Below are 17,686 nucleotides of genomic sequence, written 5' to 3'. Positions count from 1 at the left end.
AAGGCAAATCGTACTAGTGGCGGTGTGTTATGTTTATATTAAGCTATTGTAAATTCAGGGTTTTTAGCTTGTCGATGAAATTAAGATAAGGATGAAAGCCTCTTTTAAACCAACACGCAGCTTTTTTAAGGCCGTGCTCAACTGATTTTTAACAGTTTGCTCAGAAATATTTAGCCGCATTGCAATTTCTTTAATACTTAGGTTTTCTTCTTTACTGAGTCGATAAATTTCTTTTAAACGATCGGGCAGTGCGGCTATCTGCTGTTCAATGGCGGCCATCAATTCTTTTTGTTGCAAAGGATCTAACGCAGCCATAAAATTTGGAATCACTTCGTTGTAATAATGCGTTATTTTTTTTTGCTGCTTAATCGATTGCGATATTTTATGAAGGAGCTCGTAGCGTACAGCACTAAAAAGGTATTTTTCTAAGGTATCTGTAATTTCCAGCGTGGCAGATCTTTGCCAAAAATTAATGAAGACATTTTGAACCACATCTTTTGCATCGTCTTCATCTTTAAGTTTTTTGAATGCGAATACATATAAGGGTTCCCAGTATCGTTTAAAAATTTCCTCAAAAGCTGAGGTATGGTTATTTTTGACCTTGTCAATTAAACCTGTATCTGATAACGTTGCTAAATTCATGCCCTTCTGAAAGCAAAGGTAATCCAAATTTGTTATGCCTATATTAAATTAAGCTCAATGATGTTGATGTACTTAGGCGGAGTTAGGCACAAGAAAATAGTTTTGTGTATTTCACCCGAACCACCAGACCAAATGAAATTTTTGAATGTATGGTGATGATTGGTAATCTCTATGGGGTCATAACCATCATGTAACACTGCCTAAAAGCCGTTTTTCGATTAGTCTGGAATAACCATTCGATCTGAATTTGAAGAAGTTGATGCTGTTGAAATGCTGGATTTATGGGGAATCGATCATTCTATTGTTATATTGGATTAGTTTTTTTTCTTTCGGTGATGGGAGGGAGGGAAACTTGATCATGGAAGTGATTTAGTTTACTTTTTTGGTAAACTTTTTGTATATTTGAATAGGCGATGTATATAAAAGATACGACAACAGAAGATAAAATCCAGGCAAAGATCAGTAAGATTGATGCGAAAGAAATCGCTTCGATTAATAGAACCAAGCGGTTTGATTTCAATTGGAATGCAGAAAAACTCAATAATGTATACCAGCTCATTGCTGAAGGTGTTAGTGAACCTTTAGGATTAATGTCATTAGTGGAACGGCCGGAGGATTTCGCCATTGAAATTCACTTGATTGCTGTTTCAAGAGACAACAAAGGTAAGCAACGAAAATATGAGCGGATTGCGGGAAACATGATTGCGTTTGCATGTAAGGAAGCTTTTGCAGCTGGTTATGATGGCTATATCTGCTTAAAGCCTAAAACGTTGATCAGTGATCACTATAAAGAAAAATATAATTTGCAATCAACGAAGCTATTTTTAGTTTCCGAAGGCAAAAATTCACTGGATTTAATTAAAGAATATTATCAAGATGGAGAAGAAAAATAAAAATTATCAGGTAGTCGATATTTCAAAGTTTAGTGACCAGGAATTGTCAGATGCTTTTGTTTTTCCGAAAGCATCAGTTAGCACACCTGAAGACAAACAAGATGAAGCAGACTTTTGGACAGAGCGGAGAAAACAGTTTCACAATAGAACGCCTGAGCAAAAGATATTTGCGAAATTGCTTCAACTTAAATTTCAACTGGAAGATTATATTGGTGGAAACCAGTACAAAGAGGCTTTGAATTTTGGCTATTTTCTGAATGAGTATGTTTCACGGCAGGAGAAGAAAGACAAGCAATTTGCCTTTGAAGTAGATATCAAACCTGCTGTGTTGAGCCAGTATATTAATAATCACCGTAAACCGACAGAGCAATTTGTAATTAGGCTGGAACTTCACTCCAATGGGATGATTCCTGCAATCTACTGGTTTAAACTGATTCAAAAGGACAAGGAACATGACATCATGACTAATCTGCATTTGAGGCAGGAGGAAAGTAAGCATGTGAAAAATCGTCTGGAGTTGGTATATTGATTTTTAAGCCTTCGTCTAATTTCTGCCGTACATATCTTTCCCATTCTGGTATAATTTGGATCTCATCAAACATTAAGAGCTTTTGTTCCCGGATCAACTCATCTAACCTCAGGAAATCCTTGTTTTTAAATTCATATCATCTGGGATCTTCAAAATGGAGGTATAGTGCATTAGGATATCTGCTATTTAATAATTGAAATAATAACGTGCTTTTTCCACATCTTCTTATGCCTGATACAATAAGGGCATAAGAAGCTAGATATGGTAATAATTTCAATGCATCTCTTTTTAGCCTTTGGTTCTTATTAGCTATATTTTGGCTTTGTGACGGAATGATCTGACTAAGAATATGCTGAGGTATTATAAGAAAGTGTTTGATACAACAATACAATGCTAACTGGGTATGTTATTCTAAATATTCTTTAGGAAATCTAAATTATATGTATATTTGTTTTAGTAATTTATCTTACGATGGTAGTTATCAGTTATGGAAAGCTTAAAAGGTTTTTTGATGTTCATGCGAGCGCAAAGGATTCGCTAAATAACTGGTATCGAGCAGTTGAAATGGCTGACTGGTCAAACTTTCATGAAATGAAGCGAATGTTCGGTAGTGTTGACACGGTGGGCGAAGACCGGTACGTTTTTAATATCAGGGGGAATAGCTATAGACTGATCGCCATGATATTTTTTGATGTAAGGACGGTTTATGTACGCTTTGTTGGAACGCATGCGGAGTATGATAAGTTAAAGGACTGTTCAGCGGTTTAGCCTCAGTCTAACCCCTTTTAAGGCTTGGGTATAAATAGCCGTTTTATTACTAATAATATCTTTTCAGCATGGGACGGATGAACAAGATTAATACTGAAGCTAACTACCAATCGGTGATGTCAAGGATCGATGACCTGATGGCTAAAGGAAGCAAAAACGTTTCTGCCGAAGAACTGGCTGAAATTCGTCGTCTGGCGCTTTCTGCGCAGGCCTATGAACAGGAATTCTATGTGGTCGATGCACCTTCAACGCTCTTAGGTATGATTGAGATGCGCATGTTTGAGATGAAACTTCGACAAGTTGACTTGGCAAAAAAGCTTAGGGTGAGCCCTGCAAAGCTTTCATTAATACTAAATGGGAAGCAGAAGGCAGATGTAGATTTCCTAAAAGCAGTTCATTCCGAACTCAATGTTGACGCGAAGTTTATTTTGGAGCATGCCTAAACTTAAACTAACAACTTTGTCGATTAAACAATTGGTATTGAGCGGCAACATATAACTGACAAATAATAATGTGCTTTTTCAACATCTTCTTATACCTTTGCTCTATTAATCATTACTTTTACTCCTCTTCTACGTAATCAAGATCAGCAATCCCTACTTGTTTGCCAAAAAGAGCCAATACCTCATTGACTTTATCTAAACGAAGTGTGGTTTTACCTCGTTCTAATTCACGAACGAAGCGAAGCCCCACACCAGATTTAAATGCAAGATCGGCTTGGGAAAGCTTTAAAGCTTTTCTTTTTTCTTTGATGAATGTTTTAATTTGAGTCATTTTATACCCTTTAGGGTACTAATTTAACGAAATTATTTTAAATAGTACCCGATAGGGTATGTTTTATATATGGCTGAATTTTTTATACCCTATGGGGTACGACTTGATGTATTATTTATTCTTTTCAGGCAGTATGGAGATGATGTTGATAGGAGAAAGCATATAGATCAACCGTATTTCGAAGCGTTTCCAATAGAGGTATATTTAAGATCTTGAATGAAACACAACTAACCAGAATAATGATGAGATGTGGAGAGAAACCTATTTAATTGTACATAATATCTATATTATTTGCCCCATGATATTTATGCCGAAAAAATTTATTGATGAAGAAGACGGTAATTTTAGAGGGAACTAAACTCTTAAAGTTCTATATGTGATAGATAAACAGGCAAAAATTATTAATAAACATTCATAAAGTTTAAGATTATTGCACAATCCCAATCCTCTTCTTTATAAATAAGTTCACCTTATTTTGCATAAAAGTATTCCCGGGCAAAGGCCCAACCACATAAACGTCAAAAAAGATCGTCCCATATTGCTCTTTACAAAAAGCATTTTTACTATAAATTGCTTTTTGTAAAGAGCAATAATTACTTTTTTTGTTAAATAGGGAAAGCAAAATGAAAGGACTGTTTGAGAAATCATACCAAAAATTAATACGGGTACCCACATCATTTAAGCGATATCTTGCACAGGAGATAGACTGGAGCAGTCGCCTTATAGGGATCAAAGGAGCCAGAGGTGTGGGGAAGACTACATTAATGCTACAGCATGCAAAATTGAATCTTCCATCTGGGAAAGAAACACTTTATACGAGTTTGGATAGTTTGTATTTTACAACGAATGCGCTGGTAGATGTGGCCGATCAATTTGTGAAACAAGGTGGAAAATATTTATTGCTGGACGAGGTACACCGATATGCGAATTGGCCTCAGGAGATTAAAAACATTTATGACGATCAGCCAGATCTTCAGATTATCTTTACCGGATCTTCCATTATGCATCTTAACCAGGCAAAGGGCGACCTTAGTCGACGCGCAATGATGTATGAACTTTCCGGTCTTTCATTCAGGGAATATTTGAATTTCACGTTAAAAATTGAACTTGAGCCTGTTGGCTTTGAGCAATTACTTCAGCACCATACAACAATTGCTATGGATATAGTTCAAACCATGCATCCCCTGGAATATTTTGGGAATTATCTGGAATATGGACATTACCCTTATTTTATAGAAAACACAAAGTTATACCCACAGAAACTGGCAGAAACCATCGGTCTTGCATTAAGTATAGATCTTCCTGCCTTTCATGAAATTAACTACAGGAGCATTGAAAAAATTCGCTTGCTATTACAAATTGTTGCGGAATCTGTGCCATTCAAACCGAACATCTCTAAACTTAGCGAGCGCATCGGCATCAGCCGCAACAATCTGATCATGTTTCTAAAATACTTAGAAGAAATGAGAATCATTAAAGGGCTATATTCCGATACCAGGGGATTTGGCTTATTGCAGAAACCAGAGAAGATATATTTGCATCATCCAAATTTACAGTATGCGCTTGCCCATGAGCAAAGCAATATAGGCAATAGCAGGGAAAGCTTTTTCATTAACCAAATCGGCTCTCTTGGGCCTGTCGCCTATGCTCAGGATGGTGATTTTGTATTTAAAGGAATTACATTTGAAGTAGGCGGAAAGAATAAAACCAATAAGCAGGTAAAGCACCTGGTGCAATCTTTTGTTGCAGCAGATGAAATAGAAATTGGACATCAGCATAAAATTCCCTTATGGCTTTTTGGATTCTTATACTAAAATTCATAAGACACCATACCTCATTTATAAGACATCATACCTCAAACCTGGAACAGGCCGGCCATCACCACGCCGCCTATTCCAGGTTGCCATCAACAGCCTCATCCTTCAACCGTCTGCTCTAGTTTCCGGGCACATACTGCTTCTGCATGGCCAATAAACCTCTCGCAGCAATCGTACAGATCCAACATACGTGGCTCCATCATATTCACTTTGCCTTTCCTCCAGGATCCCTTCAACAGCACCTTGTAATGGAAAATATCCCTTTGGGTAAACCTTGGGATCAATTCATTGAACCTTGGGTCAATGCTGTCACACAGATCCAGCAGCTGCTCCAGGGAATATCCCTCCGGTTCATAACCCATACACACATAAACCACCTCCCTGCAAACCTCCACCAAGCTTTTTGTATACAGCGGGATGGCAGAAAAATTGAAGATGTTTTTATAGTTCATTGTAGAAAAAACACTTTTTGCTCCCCTGGCCGCACAATTCTCCCTGTAAGCCCTTATGGCCCCAAGGTCACGTTCTCCGTCAAAAACTACAGGCAGGAGAGGTGCGGTTCCTATTTTGCCATACACCAGCCTGCCCTTGCTGATCACCGTATGGTAAAAACGGTTATTGTTCAGCAAGCCACCATCCAGTGCCGCCCGGGTACACACCATAAGGCAGACGGTAACCTCCATTCCTTCAATATTTTCCAGCCTGCCAATAAAATCGGGGCGTGGACAAAGGTTGTCTGTCACCACCAGCAGGTCGAAGTGGACAGCCCTCTTCAATCCTTTCCGGTCTCCAAAAACAGACTCGGTTTGCTGCTGCAGGTGCCTCGAGCCAAAACAGTAGATGTGTTCGGCTTCCATCACTTCAGTGATGTAGTTGATGGCCATGGCCATCAGTTCAGTTTGAATATTCATGATTTAATTTTTATGCATTGTTTTTTTAACAGGATTGGATACCACCATTAATCTGGCGCCACATATTTCTTCGGCAAGGCTGCTGAAATCATCGACCGCCTTATGCAGGTATTCCATGATCGGCTCCCTGTCCCGGCCATATTTTCCCTTCCATACTCCCTGCATGAGCACTTTATAATGGTAACAGTCGGCCTCGGTAATCCTGGGGATAACCTTTTCGAAACGGCGGTCAATGCCGGTGCAGAGGTTGACCAGCCCTTTCAGGGTATAGCCCTGTGGTTCATAGCCCATCATCACGTAGATAAGCCACAGGCAGACTTTCTCCAGCTGCCGGCTGATCAGCGGAACACAGATATGGGGTTTTTGGCTGGAATAGCGGAGCTGTTCATACGCTTCAATGTCCGCATAAAAGGCCTGGCTGCGTTGCAGTACATCTTCCTGGTCTGCCTCCTTATCAAAGGGGATGGTGAATAGCCCAGCCAATAATTTATCATGCCCAGGTACATGTTCCACGGTATTGATCACGGTATGGAAAAAGCGGTTGTTATCCTTCAATCCCTGCTCTACTTCCTCCAGGGTGTGCACAACCAGTGTGCAGGCCACCTCTTCCTGCACCATCAGTTCCTTTATCTTAATCCTCTTCCCGGGCTTCAGCTCTGTTTTAGCTGAGGTAACCACCAGGAAATCATAGTGCATGGAGCTGAAATACCTCCGCTGCTGGCTGCTGAAGAATGAGCAGGAGGTTTTATGGTTTGTGGCCTCGCCGAAGCAGAAAACTGACTCGGCATTCATTTTTTCCTTTATAATGGTAGCGGCAAGCTCCATCTCTGCATTTTTATATTTATCCATTGTCGTAATTTTTTTGGCATAGCGATCCCATGGGGATCAAATCCTTATGTTAAGTGTAGAAGTTAATTGGAAAAAGGCTGGGCAATCAGGCTAAAGCCTGTCAAGATCAGGGGTCAAGGTCAGCCATCAGTACAAAATAGAAGAAAAGGTGGGGACAGGCCACATAACCTAACGAATAGGGATGCAGAATGCCCATTGCAGGAATCCGAAAGCAGGAGAAGGAAATAAACGGGTGTTGAAAAGGTTTCCATTGCTTTAATCTTTAAGGCATTAAAACAAAGGAAACCCGGGAAGGGGTCTATAAAACATGGAGGCTCCCCGTACGCCAATACACCCCCTAGGATGGGAAGGGAACAAGTTCCCCTAAGCACGCAGTACGGAGAGCGCCCATGTTTGCTGTACCAGCAAAGATACAGAAACCGGGCATTCTTTTCATCCGTAACTTTGCGTCCTTATAGATTCCTAGGTCTGTATTGGCAAAGTTTCTTTGATCAAATGCAGTTTACAATTTAATCCGGCACTGAATCTCATAGCTCAGTTACCGTATGGTAAATATAAGCATAAACCGTTTTAAAATTCCCATAAAAGTAAAATATTTTATTAATAATTATTTTTAAAACTCCAAAAAGAAATTACCAACTATTCAGGAAAAATAGGTATAGGGAACCACACAGCGGAACAACGTTGGGTTAACGTATGGATAGGCTCGTCATGAAGCCATCTCTAAGCTATTGTGAACCAATGGTGTTACTATAGTTGACAAGGTGCTGACAAGGTGTTGACAAGGTGCTGGCAAGGTGCTGACAGGGTTTTAGTCCTTGTCAACTACCTGTCAGCAACTTGTCAGCCACTTTTTAAACATAGTTTCACTATGACTATATTTTAATTTCACTATTGTTTTATTCCGATCATTGTACTATCTTGGTCATAATGTTTTACTTACTAATATTGAAGATCTTATGGCAACATTACCAGATGGGTTCAATGGGAAGGCGAGAGGCCGTATACGGAATTTGGTGTACTATACCAACAAATGGGGTACATTGGTGGTCCGTACAATAGGGATAAAGAACGGCTCTAAAGGGGAGGAATTTGCGAACCAAGATGCAACAGCATTAATTACCAAAGTTTTGAAACCTGTACAACCGATCATAAAGGTCGGGTTTCAACATCCGCCTGCGGGCAAACACTGGCATTATTATAACTATGCCAGTTCTTACAACAAGAAAAATGCAATAAAAGGGAGGTATCCAAACCAGGAAATCGATTTTGAGAAGCTAAAGTTCAGCATCGGCGATATGCCCGCTCCTTTGAATGCACAGGTTGTACTGAATAAAAATAAACTGGAATTTACCTGGGATGCTGACCTGGAAAGCGAAGGCACCCTTTCGCGCGACCAGGTGATGCTGGTGGCTTATTTTCCGGAAACGATGACGGCTTCCATATTGCTGAGTGGCGCCAGGAGGTCAGAAGAAAAAGAGGTAATGACACTGCCGAGGTTCAGAAAGAGAAGGGTGATTGAAGTATACATCGCCTTTATCAGTGATGACCGTGAGACCGTGTCAGATTCAGTTCACATAGGCCAGCTGGTCTGGGATAAATAACAGGGTTATGGCGATATCACCATTTGGAATATTGGGTGGTTTTTCTGGAAAGGTAGGTACGGTAGTAGGCAGGGATGTAAAAGGTAAGAACATCATGTCCAGCAAACCTAAAAAGAGGAAGAAAGGCAATAAGAAGTACCAGAATAAAGGGAATTCTGCCCAGCAGGAAAAGCTGGCGCTGATGTCTTCTTTTTTAAAGCGTTTAAAGGGCGAGATCGAAATGGGTTTCGCCCGGGCCAAGGCCAAGGCTGCACCGATTTCGTACGCCATGAAGTTTAACCTGAAACATGCAGTGAAAACAACCGAGGGAGGATATGAAATTAATTTTGCTGAGGTGAAATTGAGTGAGGGGAAAAGGGAGCCGGCATGGTCAGAGGATATCACATTTGAAAAAGGCAGGAAAGTCAGGATCAGCTGGGATATGCCGGATACTGTGGACCAAAAACTGTTTGGCAATGACCAGGCCTATATGATTATTTATCAGGTAGAATCGGGTTGGATTGATAGGGTGCTGGGGAAGGCTATCCGGGCAGATTTGGAATATGTATATACTGTTCCACGTAAAGCTGGAGTTGGCCAAATCATCCATGGCTGGATATTTTTTGTCTCACCGGATGGCAAGGAGGTTTCAGATAGCCATTACCTGGGTAGTGGTATTCTTTTGGCGTAGCACATTTGATCTTAATGTTTGTATATTAGATCATACATGAAAAAGAATATCCTATTATTGCTACTGGTGTTTACGCTCCGGTCTGTAGCCCAGGTACAGCCATCCCTCAGCACACTAGACAAGGATGGGATGCTGGCTGATTTTGACCTGGCGGTATCCAGCCTGAAGGAGGCCCATCCGGGGTTTGACTGGTATACTTCCCGCGCCCAGATGGATTCTCTTGTCCGCAGCCGGAGAATGATGATCTCCGATGGACTCAATGCCCAGCAGTTCTACCGCATACTGGCTCCGGTTATTTCCGCAGGCAGAGAAGGCCACTGTAAGATCGCACTTTCTGCTGAAATAGATGATTTCCTTTCTCGCAATGGGCGCTATCCGCCTGTTTTCCTAAAGTTTATCTCAGGAAAACCCTTATTGATCAACGATATCCAGGGACTCCGTACATCGGGAATGGAACTAACAGCCATTAACGGGATACCCTGGGAAAAATTACGCGATTCTATATTTGCGACAATTCCCTCAGACGGATTCAATCTTAGCAAAAAATATGCGACCCTGCAGGGCCAGGATTTCGCCTATTACTACCTCGATGTCTTCGACCAGAACCAGCGATATGAACTGGAACTGAAGAACCCTGCCAATGGAGAGAAGAAAAAATATACGGTAGATGCAGCAGATAGCCAGTGGCTGGAAAAAAACTGGATAGCCATCAGGAACCAGTACTTCAACAATCGTAAGGAGGCCTCTGGTCTGATGCTGAAAGGAACAACTGCCGTGCTGGCCTATCATACCTTTAGGGCAGATAAGTATGCTGACTTCAGAAAGACTACCGATGGCTATTTCAGGACTATTGCAGAAGCGAAAGTAACAGACCTTATTATCGATCTGCGCGGAAATACCGGAGGGGCAGAGGGGTATGAGGACTATGTATTCGCACACCTCTCGGCCAAGCCATACAAAAAATATAGTTATGTACAGGCCTCTGCATTTTCGTATTCTTTCTACCGTTTCAGTGACTACCGCACACCGGAAAAACAGCAGGCCCTTGAAAAAAGTCTGAAGGAGGAGCATCAACTGGAGTCTGATGGACGAATTTTGAGAAAACCCGGCATTTTAACCCCGGAAAAGCCCCGGAAGGACGCCTTCACTGGAAATATTTATGTACTCATTAGCGGAGATACCTATTCCGGTGGTTCCGAATTTGCAGCGCTGATCAGGGTGCACCGGAAAGCGGTCTTTATTGGTGAAGAAACAGGTGGAGGACTTTACGGAAATACAAGCGGCTTCGGGATGAAACTTACCCTGCCGGTTTCGGGATTGGAGCTGAAAATTCCCCTGCTTAAATTTGTTCTCGACGTACCTGGCAGCCCTTATCCCTTCGGACATGGGGTAATACCCGATTATACTCCGGTAGAAACGTTCCATGGATTCATTGATGGGCTGGATCCCGGGCTGGAACTGGCAAATAAGCTTATCCTAGAAAAGAAAAATAAGTGATAGGGGTATCCGTTAGTAGCGATGCCTGCCAATTTTATCCCCTCCCAATTTGTCACAGCTTATTCAAATTTAAAGTATTGTACTGATCGTTCTAATTAGGTTGTTATGTTTGTGTACCAATTGGTACAATATAGGGAGCTATCATAAGCCCACCGCTTGCTAACAGCAATCAATGGGTGTATGAGAGCTTCATCACCTTTAAAAATCAATTATATACTGATGAAAAAATTAGAAAACAAAGTCGCGTTGGTCACAGGTGCCTCCAAAGGCATAGGTGCCGCTATCGCAAAACAACTAGCCGAAGATGGTGCCGCAGTAGTTGTCAATTATGTTTCCTCAGCAGCAGATGCTGAAAAAGTGGTAGAGTCGATTCTTCAAAGTGGCGGCAGGGCAACAGCTATACAAGGAAACGTTGCCATTGAAGGTGATGTCAAAAGAATTCTGGCAGAAACGGTTCAGCAATATGGAAAAATTGATATTCTGGTAAATAATGCAGGTATTTATGAATGGGGACCGCTGGAATCTGTGACTGAAGAAGGATTCCACCGCCAGTTCAATATCAATGTGCTTGGCCTGCTTCTCGCTTCTCAGACTGCTGTAAGCTATTTTGCTGACAATGGAGGAAACATTATTAATATCGGCTCTTCGGTGTCAACTGCCCAGCCCGCTGGGAGTGTGCTTTATACCGCAACAAAAAGTGCCGTTGATTCCATAACAAGGGTGCTTTCAAAAGAACTTGGCCCTAAGAACATCCGCGTGAATTCTATCAACCCGGGAATAGTCGATACCGAAGGATCTCGGGCAGGAGGATTTATTGGCAGTGATACAGAAAAATTGTTTGTCAGCATGACGCCACTACTTCGGGTAGGCCTACCCGAAGATGTTGCATTGATCGCTTCATTCCTGGCTTCAGAAGAGGCCCGTTGGTTAACAGGTGAAATCATCTCGGCAAGCGGTGGTCTCCGCTAGTCACTGAGCATTCGGGGCTGAAACCCGAATAAAATCAATAGCTTTGTCTTCAGGGGCAAAGCTATTGAGTAATTATGAGAAGTAAAGATTTTGATGAGGAAGAGATACTGAGGAAAGCCATCCATATTTTCTGGGAAAAGGGTTACAATGCGACATCGATACATGACCTGATTGACGGACTCGGGATTGGCCGTTCAAGCATATATCATGCATTCGGGGACAAACATAAACTTTTTGTAAAAGCTCTTGAACTTTACCAATCAGAAGGTACGGCAAAAATCATCAGCATTATCGACAATGCACCTTCTCTAAAAAGTGGCCTGGAATCATTGTTGAGTGCAGTGGTGAATGATGTACTCCATGAGAGCTGCCCGAAAGGTTGCTTCAAAGTCAATTCCGAAGTGGAGGTGGCAGCACAGGATGAAATTATCCGTAAGCTTGTATATGGTGATGATTTGCTGATAGAAGATGCGCTACATAGCGCATTTAAAAAAGGGCAGCAAAATGGTGAAATCAATTCTTCAAAAGATCCTTTGGCACTTGCCCGCTTTTTCTGCAACACAGTGACCGGAATGCGGGTCTATGCGAAATTCAGGATCGAACGTCAATTTTTCGAAGATATTTCAAAGACCGCGCTGTCCGTCATCGCATAACCAAATGGAAGCTCCAGTGCATCACCTGTTGCGCTACCTTCAATAACGCCGTAGCTTCTCTTTGTTTAATGGCTTATTTTCAGGTATATGACTTGGAAAATGGATTTGCTGCCTATTGAAATACACAGGGAGCGTCTCATGTAATTTTAATATTAAACGTCCTTAATGTGCAGTTTATAATCGGTAAGTATTTTTGTGACCAATTATGAGAGAATTAAGCGATAGGGATTTAATTGCGCTGCTCCACCTGGATGATCACCGGGCTTTCGCAGAATTGAGCCGAAGATACTGGCAGGATCTTTTTAAACATGTGTGTATAAAGATTAAAAATGCTGAAGAAGCACAGGATATTGTACAGGAAATCTTTTTGGGCGTCTGGAAGAACCGCGCTGACATCCAGTGTGATCACCTGGGACGTTTATCTTCATACCTGTATAAATCGGCGAAGTATGCATCAATCAATTATTTTACCAGGCCGGGGGTTGCCATCAGAGGTGCTGAAGTGCTGGAAGAGATGCTGGCCTATCCTGCTGCCGGAAAATCTGATCAGGATTTACTGGTCAAAGAATTACACCGTATTGTAGATGCTGAATTGAATGAGCTGCCAGACCGCCTGCAATTGCCATACAGACTCAGCAGGGAACAGCATTTATCGATCAGGGAAATCGCTGCCCGTCTTTCTGTTTCTGAACAAACCGTAAAGAACAATATCACGGATGTCCTGAACAGGATCAGGTTCAGGCTGGGGAAATACAATTCCGATCCAAACATCATTTTTATCATTGCATCGCTTTCAGTGTTGAGTAATTACGAATTAATGTTTTCTTAATCTTATCTTAAAGTACTATCAGGCGTCTTCTGTGATGTGTAGTATAGGATGTCAGAAAATAAAAGAGAAGAAGAACTCAAGGAAATCTTAAAAAAATATATCAGTCATCAGGCTTCCCCCTCCGAAGTGGAAGCTGTTGATCACTGGTACGATACACTCGAAGTTTCCGATGCGGAAATGCAGCTTTTAAGCGAATATAAAAAGCCAAAATCAATACCATTATATTTCTGGGCATCTGCTGCATGTCTCTGCCTGGTGGCAGCTTTCGCAGCCTGGTTTTACATCATGCCTGAAACTACCCGGCCAGCAGATAGGCTGATTCTTACAGCTTCCAGTGAACGTAAGGAAATTAAGCTGGCAGATGGATCTGTCGTATGGCTGAACACAGGAACGGAATTGCTGGTTTCCGGTAAATTCGGAGAAGAAGAGCGGCGGGTGATCCTGAAGGGTGAAGCTTACTTCAAAGTGGCTAAAGATCGTAACAAGCCTTTTATCATTCAATCCGGGGAGCTGAGCACGAGGGTGCTGGGGACTTCTTTTAATATCAATGCTTATCCTGACAGGGAAAGGATTAAGATCTCTGTGCTGACTGGCCGCGTACGCGTATCCCGGACAACAGGGAAATCCAAGCGGATACTGGCCGGTCAGATGAGCACCAACCAGACGATCAGCTTCTTCAGGAAAACCGGGGAATTTGAAATGAATACTGAAGATGCCCTGATGATCACGTCTTGGAAAGACAATAAACTTTATATCGATAATGCCTCCATCGCTGACATCGCAGCGCAGCTTAAAGGTTTCTATCACCTGGACGTAAAAGACCTGAGTAAGGCAAGTCAGACAGACCGGTATACCATCCGTTTTAACAGGGAATCTTTAAAAGGGGTGCTGGAGATATTGACACTACTTACAAAAAGGGAATTCGAGTATAGGAATAATCAAATCACCATTAAATAACCAGCCATGTAAAAGCAAGAATAAAAAAAACCGGATATGCGCCAACATTTCCGGTTTCCGACGGAGTCCTGAAGCAGGTCTCCGCTATTTCCAATGAGTTCGTAAAACATTAAAAACAAAACAAATATGCAAAAATTTTACCCGGGTTGCAAATACCCGCTATGGTCATTATTTAATTTAAAAATGAAGTTAACGATAGCCCTTCTCTTTTTTTCTAACCTGCTTATTTATGCAGGTCCTATCGCCGGACAGTCGATGTATGAGGTAAAGATCAATCTGTCGGCCAGCAAAATGCCGGTTCAGGAAGTCATCGGCCTGATTGAAAAACAAAGTCACTTTGTGATAGGCTACAAAAACATGGATGCCCTGAAAAATAAAAAAGTGACTATCCACGCACAGGGAAAATCTGTTGCCGCCATCTTAAATGAGGTTATGGCGCCATCCAGTATGGAGATTACCCAGATCAGTGATACCTACATTATTATTAATCCAAAAAGTAATCTTGCCCCCACCGTAATTTCAGGAGTGGTGAAGGACAAAAGAACAGGGCAGACCCTTCCTGGTGTCAGTATCAAGGTGAAAGGTACCGTTGTAGGTACACAAACAGATATCAATGGTAATTATACGCTTTCTGTTAGGGAAGACAAAGCCAATTTTACGCTGGTGGTTTCCTATATCGGCTATAAGTCGCAGGAGTTTAACATCACACGTTCTGCTGCACTTGTTACCCAGAATGTGCAGCTGGAAGAAGACCTGCTTGGGCTTGACGAAGTGGTGGTCACCGGTCAGGGGATTGATGTGAGTAAACGCCGTCTTTCTACCAATGTGGTGAGCATCAGTGGTGCAGACATAGAGAAGACACCAGGTACACGTTTGGATCAGCTTTTACAGGCTAAATTGCCAAATGCTCAGATCCGTATGACGGGTGGGCAGGCAGGAGCCACTTCTATTATCAGGGCAAGGGGGGTGATTTCTGCTTACCTGAATTCTTCCCCGGTGATTTATGTGGATGGTGTACGTATGGATAACCTGAATACAGCTTCAACATTGGGTGGAGGTGCTGCTTCCGGTGCTGCAGTGAGTTCCCTGGCAGATATCCCGATGGACAATATCGAAAAAATCGAATATATCAATGGTGGTGCGGCGACAACCCTGTATGGTTCTGATGCAGCCAATGGTGTCATCCAGATCATTACAAAGAAAGGCGGTGGAGATCGTACAGCGATTACACTGAATGTCGAAGCTGGTCCGGAAGTTTCTACCAATGATTTCCTGAATTTTAAAAGAACGAAAGACATGCTTTTCGAAACCGGAACTTTCCAGAAATACAATGTCGCAGTGAGTGGAAGTAAAAATGGTATCGGCTATAGTTTTACAGGAGGTTACCTGAACAGTACAGGGGTGCAGATTGAGAACCAGAACTCGAATAAGCGTATCGATATGCGTTCTGGTTTTAAAGCGAATATTGGTGATAAAATTACTTATGAAAGCAGTTTTACTTTTGTAAATAATAGTTACAAACGTAGTAGAAATGGTAACCAGGGTGGTTATACTGGTCTGTGGTTCTTAGAAAGCGGTGCTTCTGCCGTTACCGGTCCGAAGCCTAATTTTAAACCACAGATAGATGAGCTGAGTGAGGAGGATTTCGAAAAAATGAAGGCTTATGTGAGAGAAGCAGAACGCCTGCAGGATAATGAGATTGTGGTCAACCGCTTCCAGACCTCACAGACTTTTAATTACCGTCCGACAGAAAACCTGGTTTTCAAGGCTGTAGGAGGTATTGATTACCGTAACATGAGAAATAAGGTCATCACGACGAATGAATACATTGCGCATACTACAGGTAATCCAAGTACAGCGGGTGGCAGTATCAGCAATGCAGACAGAAAGTACTGGGGCTTAACCATGGAACTGAACGGTCAGCACAAAGCCGAACTGGGTGATTTTTCTTTTGTAACTACTTTTGGCGGACAGCTGTTCAGGAATGAGGACCGTCAGGTAGCGTATAATGGAACGAACGTAAGGGATGGTATGAGAGATATCAGAACGGTTGGGGCAACTACCGCCAATGAAGTATTTACAGAGGTGGTTAACTATGGTGTGTATGTACAGGAAAACCTTGGGTTTAAAAATAAGTTTTTCATTGATCTTGGTTTACGTGGTGATGGGAACAGTGCCTTTGGTAAGGATATAGGCGTTCAATATTATCCGAAGGTAGGTTTTGCTTATATTCCTACTGCGGAATCCTGGTTCAGAGATGCTGTTCCTGTAATTTCATCGGCCAAGATCAGGGCAAGTTATGGTCTGGCCGGAAATTTTCCACCAGCATTCAGGAACCGTAAAACAATTGGTTTTGCCTCTTACCTGGGTACGCTCGGCGCATCTTTTGGTACACCGGAGGTGGATTTGAGGCCTGAGAAGACGACTACTTTTGAGGGTGGAATGGATCTCGGGATACTGAGTGACCGTATTGTGCTTACAGCAGTATATTACCATGCAACCACGAATGATGCCTTGTTTAATGTCCCTTCAGTACCATCCACTGGTGAAGTTGCGGCTGTAAGAAACGTTGGCGAATTACTGAACAGGGGATTTGAGTTCAGTATCAATGTCACACCGATTAAAACTACAGATGTTTCCCTGTCTGTCAATGTTTCCGCAAATACTTCATACAACAGGGTGGTAAGTTCCAATGGAAGTGCAGCTTTTAACCTGAACGGCTTCAGTGAACGGACCATACAAACAGTGGTACAGGAAGGTTATCCGGTAGGTTTTCTGCGTGGTGGTTATGGTACCTTTGGTGAAGATGGGGTGATGAATTCTACGACACCATTGCAATACCTGGGATCAACGATCCCCGATTTATTCGGTAGCATGGGCATTAATTTCCAGTATAAGGATTTTAATTTCTTTGCCAATGCAGATTACCAATCAGGCGCCTATGCCAGCAACTGGGATAAGCAGTTCCGCTATAATTATGGTGTAAGTAATGAGGGAATACCACAGGGGGAAATTGATAAGAACAAACGGACCAACTGGCTTAATTTTAGCAATATGTTTGTAGAAAAAACAGACTTTATCAAAGTAAGGACCATTGGGGCCAGCTATTTGTTCCACGGCCCTAAATTGGGTAAAGCGATCAAAAATTTAACTATCGGTTTTAGTGTAGTGAATCCTTTGAATTTTGCCAGCTCTTCTTTCGATCCTGAAGCCACCACAAGTGGAAGTGCACAGGGGCAGGGTGGAGCAACAACGGGTGGTATTTCTTATGCTACCTATTCTGCACCACGTCAATTTTTGGGTTCTGTTAAAGTTAATTTCTAA

General features: G+C 42.0%; 18 protein-coding genes. 13 read left to right on the top strand and 5 right to left on the bottom strand.

Annotated features, from left to right (window positions below; translation table 11 throughout):
• Positions 1 to 63: 63 nt before the first annotated feature.
• Positions 64 to 642 carry an RNA polymerase sigma factor gene (locus tag ACSBL2_RS20640; RefSeq protein ID WP_442588452.1) on the bottom strand — a complete coding sequence of 193 codons (579 nt, stop codon included), beginning with the start codon at positions 640 to 642 and terminating at the stop codon, positions 64 to 66.
• Between the two features lie 413 nt (positions 643 to 1,055).
• Here ACSBL2_RS20640 and ACSBL2_RS20635 point away from each other — a divergent pair, with 413 nt between their 5' ends.
• Together ACSBL2_RS20635 and ACSBL2_RS20630 are read left to right on the top strand one after the other, a co-directional pair.
• Positions 1,056 to 1,535, top strand: coding sequence for a hypothetical protein (locus ACSBL2_RS20635; RefSeq protein WP_442588451.1), 480 nt, complete (start codon positions 1,056 to 1,058; stop codon positions 1,533 to 1,535).
• On the top strand, positions 1,519 to 2,064 hold the full coding sequence (locus ACSBL2_RS20630) for a hypothetical protein (protein WP_442588450.1): 546 nt from the start codon (positions 1,519 to 1,521) through the stop codon (positions 2,062 to 2,064). The genes ACSBL2_RS20635 and ACSBL2_RS20630 overlap by 17 nt, the downstream gene beginning before the upstream one ends.
• Positions 2,065 to 2,200: 136 nt before the next feature.
• Here ACSBL2_RS20630 and ACSBL2_RS20625 read toward each other — a convergent pair whose 3' ends face one another.
• Positions 2,201 to 2,341, bottom strand: a complete 141-nt coding sequence (locus ACSBL2_RS20625; protein ID WP_442588449.1) for an AAA family ATPase — start codon at positions 2,339 to 2,341, stop codon at positions 2,201 to 2,203.
• 194 nt (positions 2,342 to 2,535) lie between these two features.
• Between ACSBL2_RS20625 and ACSBL2_RS20620 the strand changes: the two genes are divergently transcribed.
• Positions 2,536 to 2,832 carry a type II toxin-antitoxin system HigB family toxin gene (locus tag ACSBL2_RS20620; protein ID WP_442588448.1) on the top strand — a complete coding sequence of 99 codons (297 nt, stop codon included), beginning with the start codon at positions 2,536 to 2,538 and terminating at the stop codon, positions 2,830 to 2,832.
• Between the two features lie 77 nt (positions 2,833 to 2,909).
• The gene (locus ACSBL2_RS20615) at positions 2,910 to 3,275 is read left to right on the top strand and encodes a helix-turn-helix domain-containing protein (protein WP_442588447.1); all 366 of its coding nucleotides are present in this window, start codon (positions 2,910 to 2,912) and stop codon (positions 3,273 to 3,275) included.
• Between the two features lie 118 nt (positions 3,276 to 3,393).
• Here ACSBL2_RS20615 and ACSBL2_RS20610 read toward each other — a convergent pair whose 3' ends face one another.
• Complete coding sequence (locus ACSBL2_RS20610) at positions 3,394 to 3,606, bottom strand: helix-turn-helix transcriptional regulator (RefSeq protein ID WP_442588446.1); 213 nt, start codon at positions 3,604 to 3,606, stop codon at positions 3,394 to 3,396.
• 623 nt (positions 3,607 to 4,229) lie between these two features.
• Between ACSBL2_RS20610 and ACSBL2_RS20605 the strand changes: the two genes are divergently transcribed.
• Positions 4,230 to 5,420, top strand: coding sequence for an ATP-binding protein (locus ACSBL2_RS20605; RefSeq protein ID WP_442588445.1), 1,191 nt, complete (start codon positions 4,230 to 4,232; stop codon positions 5,418 to 5,420).
• A gap of 101 nt (positions 5,421 to 5,521) precedes the next feature.
• Here the strand turns inward: ACSBL2_RS20605 and ACSBL2_RS20600 are convergent, their stop codons facing one another.
• Positions 5,522 to 6,334: a hypothetical protein gene (locus ACSBL2_RS20600; protein ID WP_442588444.1), complete on the bottom strand. Its 813-nt coding sequence runs from the start codon at positions 6,332 to 6,334 to the stop codon at positions 5,522 to 5,524.
• 3 nt (positions 6,335 to 6,337) lie between these two features.
• Positions 6,338 to 7,183: a hypothetical protein gene (locus ACSBL2_RS20595; RefSeq protein WP_442588443.1), complete on the bottom strand. Its 846-nt coding sequence runs from the start codon at positions 7,181 to 7,183 to the stop codon at positions 6,338 to 6,340.
• 959 nt (positions 7,184 to 8,142) lie between these two features.
• On the opposite strand from ACSBL2_RS20595, the gene ACSBL2_RS20590 reads away from it, so the two are divergent.
• The 8 genes from ACSBL2_RS20590 (at position 8,143) to ACSBL2_RS20555 (ending at position 17,686) form a co-directional block, all read left to right on the top strand.
• A complete protein-coding gene (locus tag ACSBL2_RS20590) occupies positions 8,143 to 8,787 on the top strand; it encodes a DUF6266 family protein (protein WP_442588442.1) in 645 nt (214 codons plus the stop codon).
• Between the two features lie 7 nt (positions 8,788 to 8,794).
• Positions 8,795 to 9,457 carry a DUF6266 family protein gene (locus tag ACSBL2_RS20585; RefSeq protein ID WP_442588441.1) on the top strand — a complete coding sequence of 221 codons (663 nt, stop codon included), beginning with the start codon at positions 8,795 to 8,797 and terminating at the stop codon, positions 9,455 to 9,457.
• Positions 9,458 to 9,493: 36 nt separating this feature from the next.
• Positions 9,494 to 10,954 carry a S41 family peptidase gene (locus ACSBL2_RS20580; protein WP_442588440.1) on the top strand — a complete coding sequence of 487 codons (1,461 nt, stop codon included), beginning with the start codon at positions 9,494 to 9,496 and terminating at the stop codon, positions 10,952 to 10,954.
• 219 nt (positions 10,955 to 11,173) lie between these two features.
• Complete coding sequence (locus tag ACSBL2_RS20575; RefSeq protein ID WP_442588439.1) at positions 11,174 to 11,923, top strand: SDR family NAD(P)-dependent oxidoreductase; 750 nt, start codon at positions 11,174 to 11,176, stop codon at positions 11,921 to 11,923.
• 74 nt (positions 11,924 to 11,997) lie between these two features.
• Positions 11,998 to 12,576, top strand: coding sequence for a TetR/AcrR family transcriptional regulator (locus ACSBL2_RS20570; RefSeq protein ID WP_442588438.1), 579 nt, complete (start codon positions 11,998 to 12,000; stop codon positions 12,574 to 12,576).
• A 205-nt stretch (positions 12,577 to 12,781) separates the two neighbouring features.
• Positions 12,782 to 13,405, top strand: a complete 624-nt coding sequence (locus ACSBL2_RS20565; protein WP_442588437.1) for an RNA polymerase sigma factor — start codon at positions 12,782 to 12,784, stop codon at positions 13,403 to 13,405.
• Positions 13,406 to 13,453: 48 nt separating this feature from the next.
• The gene (locus ACSBL2_RS20560) at positions 13,454 to 14,362 is read left to right on the top strand and encodes a FecR family protein (protein ID WP_442588436.1); all 909 of its coding nucleotides are present in this window, start codon (positions 13,454 to 13,456) and stop codon (positions 14,360 to 14,362) included.
• Positions 14,363 to 14,488: 126 nt separating this feature from the next.
• Positions 14,489 to 17,686 (top strand): TonB-dependent receptor domain-containing protein, encoded by a 3,198-nt coding sequence (locus tag ACSBL2_RS20555; protein WP_442588435.1) that lies wholly within the window; start codon positions 14,489 to 14,491, stop codon positions 17,684 to 17,686.

Origin of the sequence: Pedobacter sp. AW31-3R (assembly GCF_052180285.1) — a bacterium.
Taxonomy (GTDB): Bacteria; Bacteroidota; Bacteroidia; order Sphingobacteriales; family Sphingobacteriaceae; genus Pedobacter.
The sequence above is the reverse complement of the archived record's forward strand: the minus strand, read 5'-3'. Positions and strand labels throughout refer to the sequence as shown.

Excerpts from the sequence above, each read along its gene's own strand:
- ACSBL2_RS20640 (WP_442588452.1), bottom strand. The coding sequence starts at position 642 with ATGAATTTAGCAACGTTATCAGATACAGGTTTAATTGACAAGGTCAAA.
- ACSBL2_RS20635 (WP_442588451.1), top strand. The coding sequence starts at position 1,056 with ATGTATATAAAAGATACGACAACAGAAGATAAAATCCAGGCAAAGATC.
- ACSBL2_RS20630 (WP_442588450.1), top strand. The coding sequence starts at position 1,519 with ATGGAGAAGAAAAATAAAAATTATCAGGTAGTCGATATTTCAAAGTTT.
- ACSBL2_RS20620 (WP_442588448.1), top strand. The coding sequence starts at position 2,536 with ATGGTAGTTATCAGTTATGGAAAGCTTAAAAGGTTTTTTGATGTTCAT.
- ACSBL2_RS20615 (WP_442588447.1), top strand. The coding sequence starts at position 2,910 with ATGAACAAGATTAATACTGAAGCTAACTACCAATCGGTGATGTCAAGG.
- ACSBL2_RS20610 (WP_442588446.1), bottom strand. The coding sequence starts at position 3,606 with ATGACTCAAATTAAAACATTCATCAAAGAAAAAAGAAAAGCTTTAAAG.
- ACSBL2_RS20605 (WP_442588445.1), top strand. The coding sequence starts at position 4,230 with ATGAAAGGACTGTTTGAGAAATCATACCAAAAATTAATACGGGTACCC.
- ACSBL2_RS20600 (WP_442588444.1), bottom strand. The coding sequence starts at position 6,334 with ATGAATATTCAAACTGAACTGATGGCCATGGCCATCAACTACATCACT.
- ACSBL2_RS20595 (WP_442588443.1), bottom strand. The coding sequence starts at position 7,183 with ATGGATAAATATAAAAATGCAGAGATGGAGCTTGCCGCTACCATTATA.
- ACSBL2_RS20590 (WP_442588442.1), top strand. The coding sequence starts at position 8,143 with ATGGCAACATTACCAGATGGGTTCAATGGGAAGGCGAGAGGCCGTATA.
- ACSBL2_RS20585 (WP_442588441.1), top strand. The coding sequence starts at position 8,795 with ATGGCGATATCACCATTTGGAATATTGGGTGGTTTTTCTGGAAAGGTA.
- ACSBL2_RS20580 (WP_442588440.1), top strand. The coding sequence starts at position 9,494 with ATGAAAAAGAATATCCTATTATTGCTACTGGTGTTTACGCTCCGGTCT.
- ACSBL2_RS20575 (WP_442588439.1), top strand. The coding sequence starts at position 11,174 with ATGAAAAAATTAGAAAACAAAGTCGCGTTGGTCACAGGTGCCTCCAAA.
- ACSBL2_RS20570 (WP_442588438.1), top strand. The coding sequence starts at position 11,998 with ATGAGAAGTAAAGATTTTGATGAGGAAGAGATACTGAGGAAAGCCATC.
- ACSBL2_RS20565 (WP_442588437.1), top strand. The coding sequence starts at position 12,782 with ATGAGAGAATTAAGCGATAGGGATTTAATTGCGCTGCTCCACCTGGAT.
- ACSBL2_RS20560 (WP_442588436.1), top strand. The coding sequence starts at position 13,454 with ATGTCAGAAAATAAAAGAGAAGAAGAACTCAAGGAAATCTTAAAAAAA.
- ACSBL2_RS20555 (WP_442588435.1), top strand. The coding sequence starts at position 14,489 with ATGCAAAAATTTTACCCGGGTTGCAAATACCCGCTATGGTCATTATTT.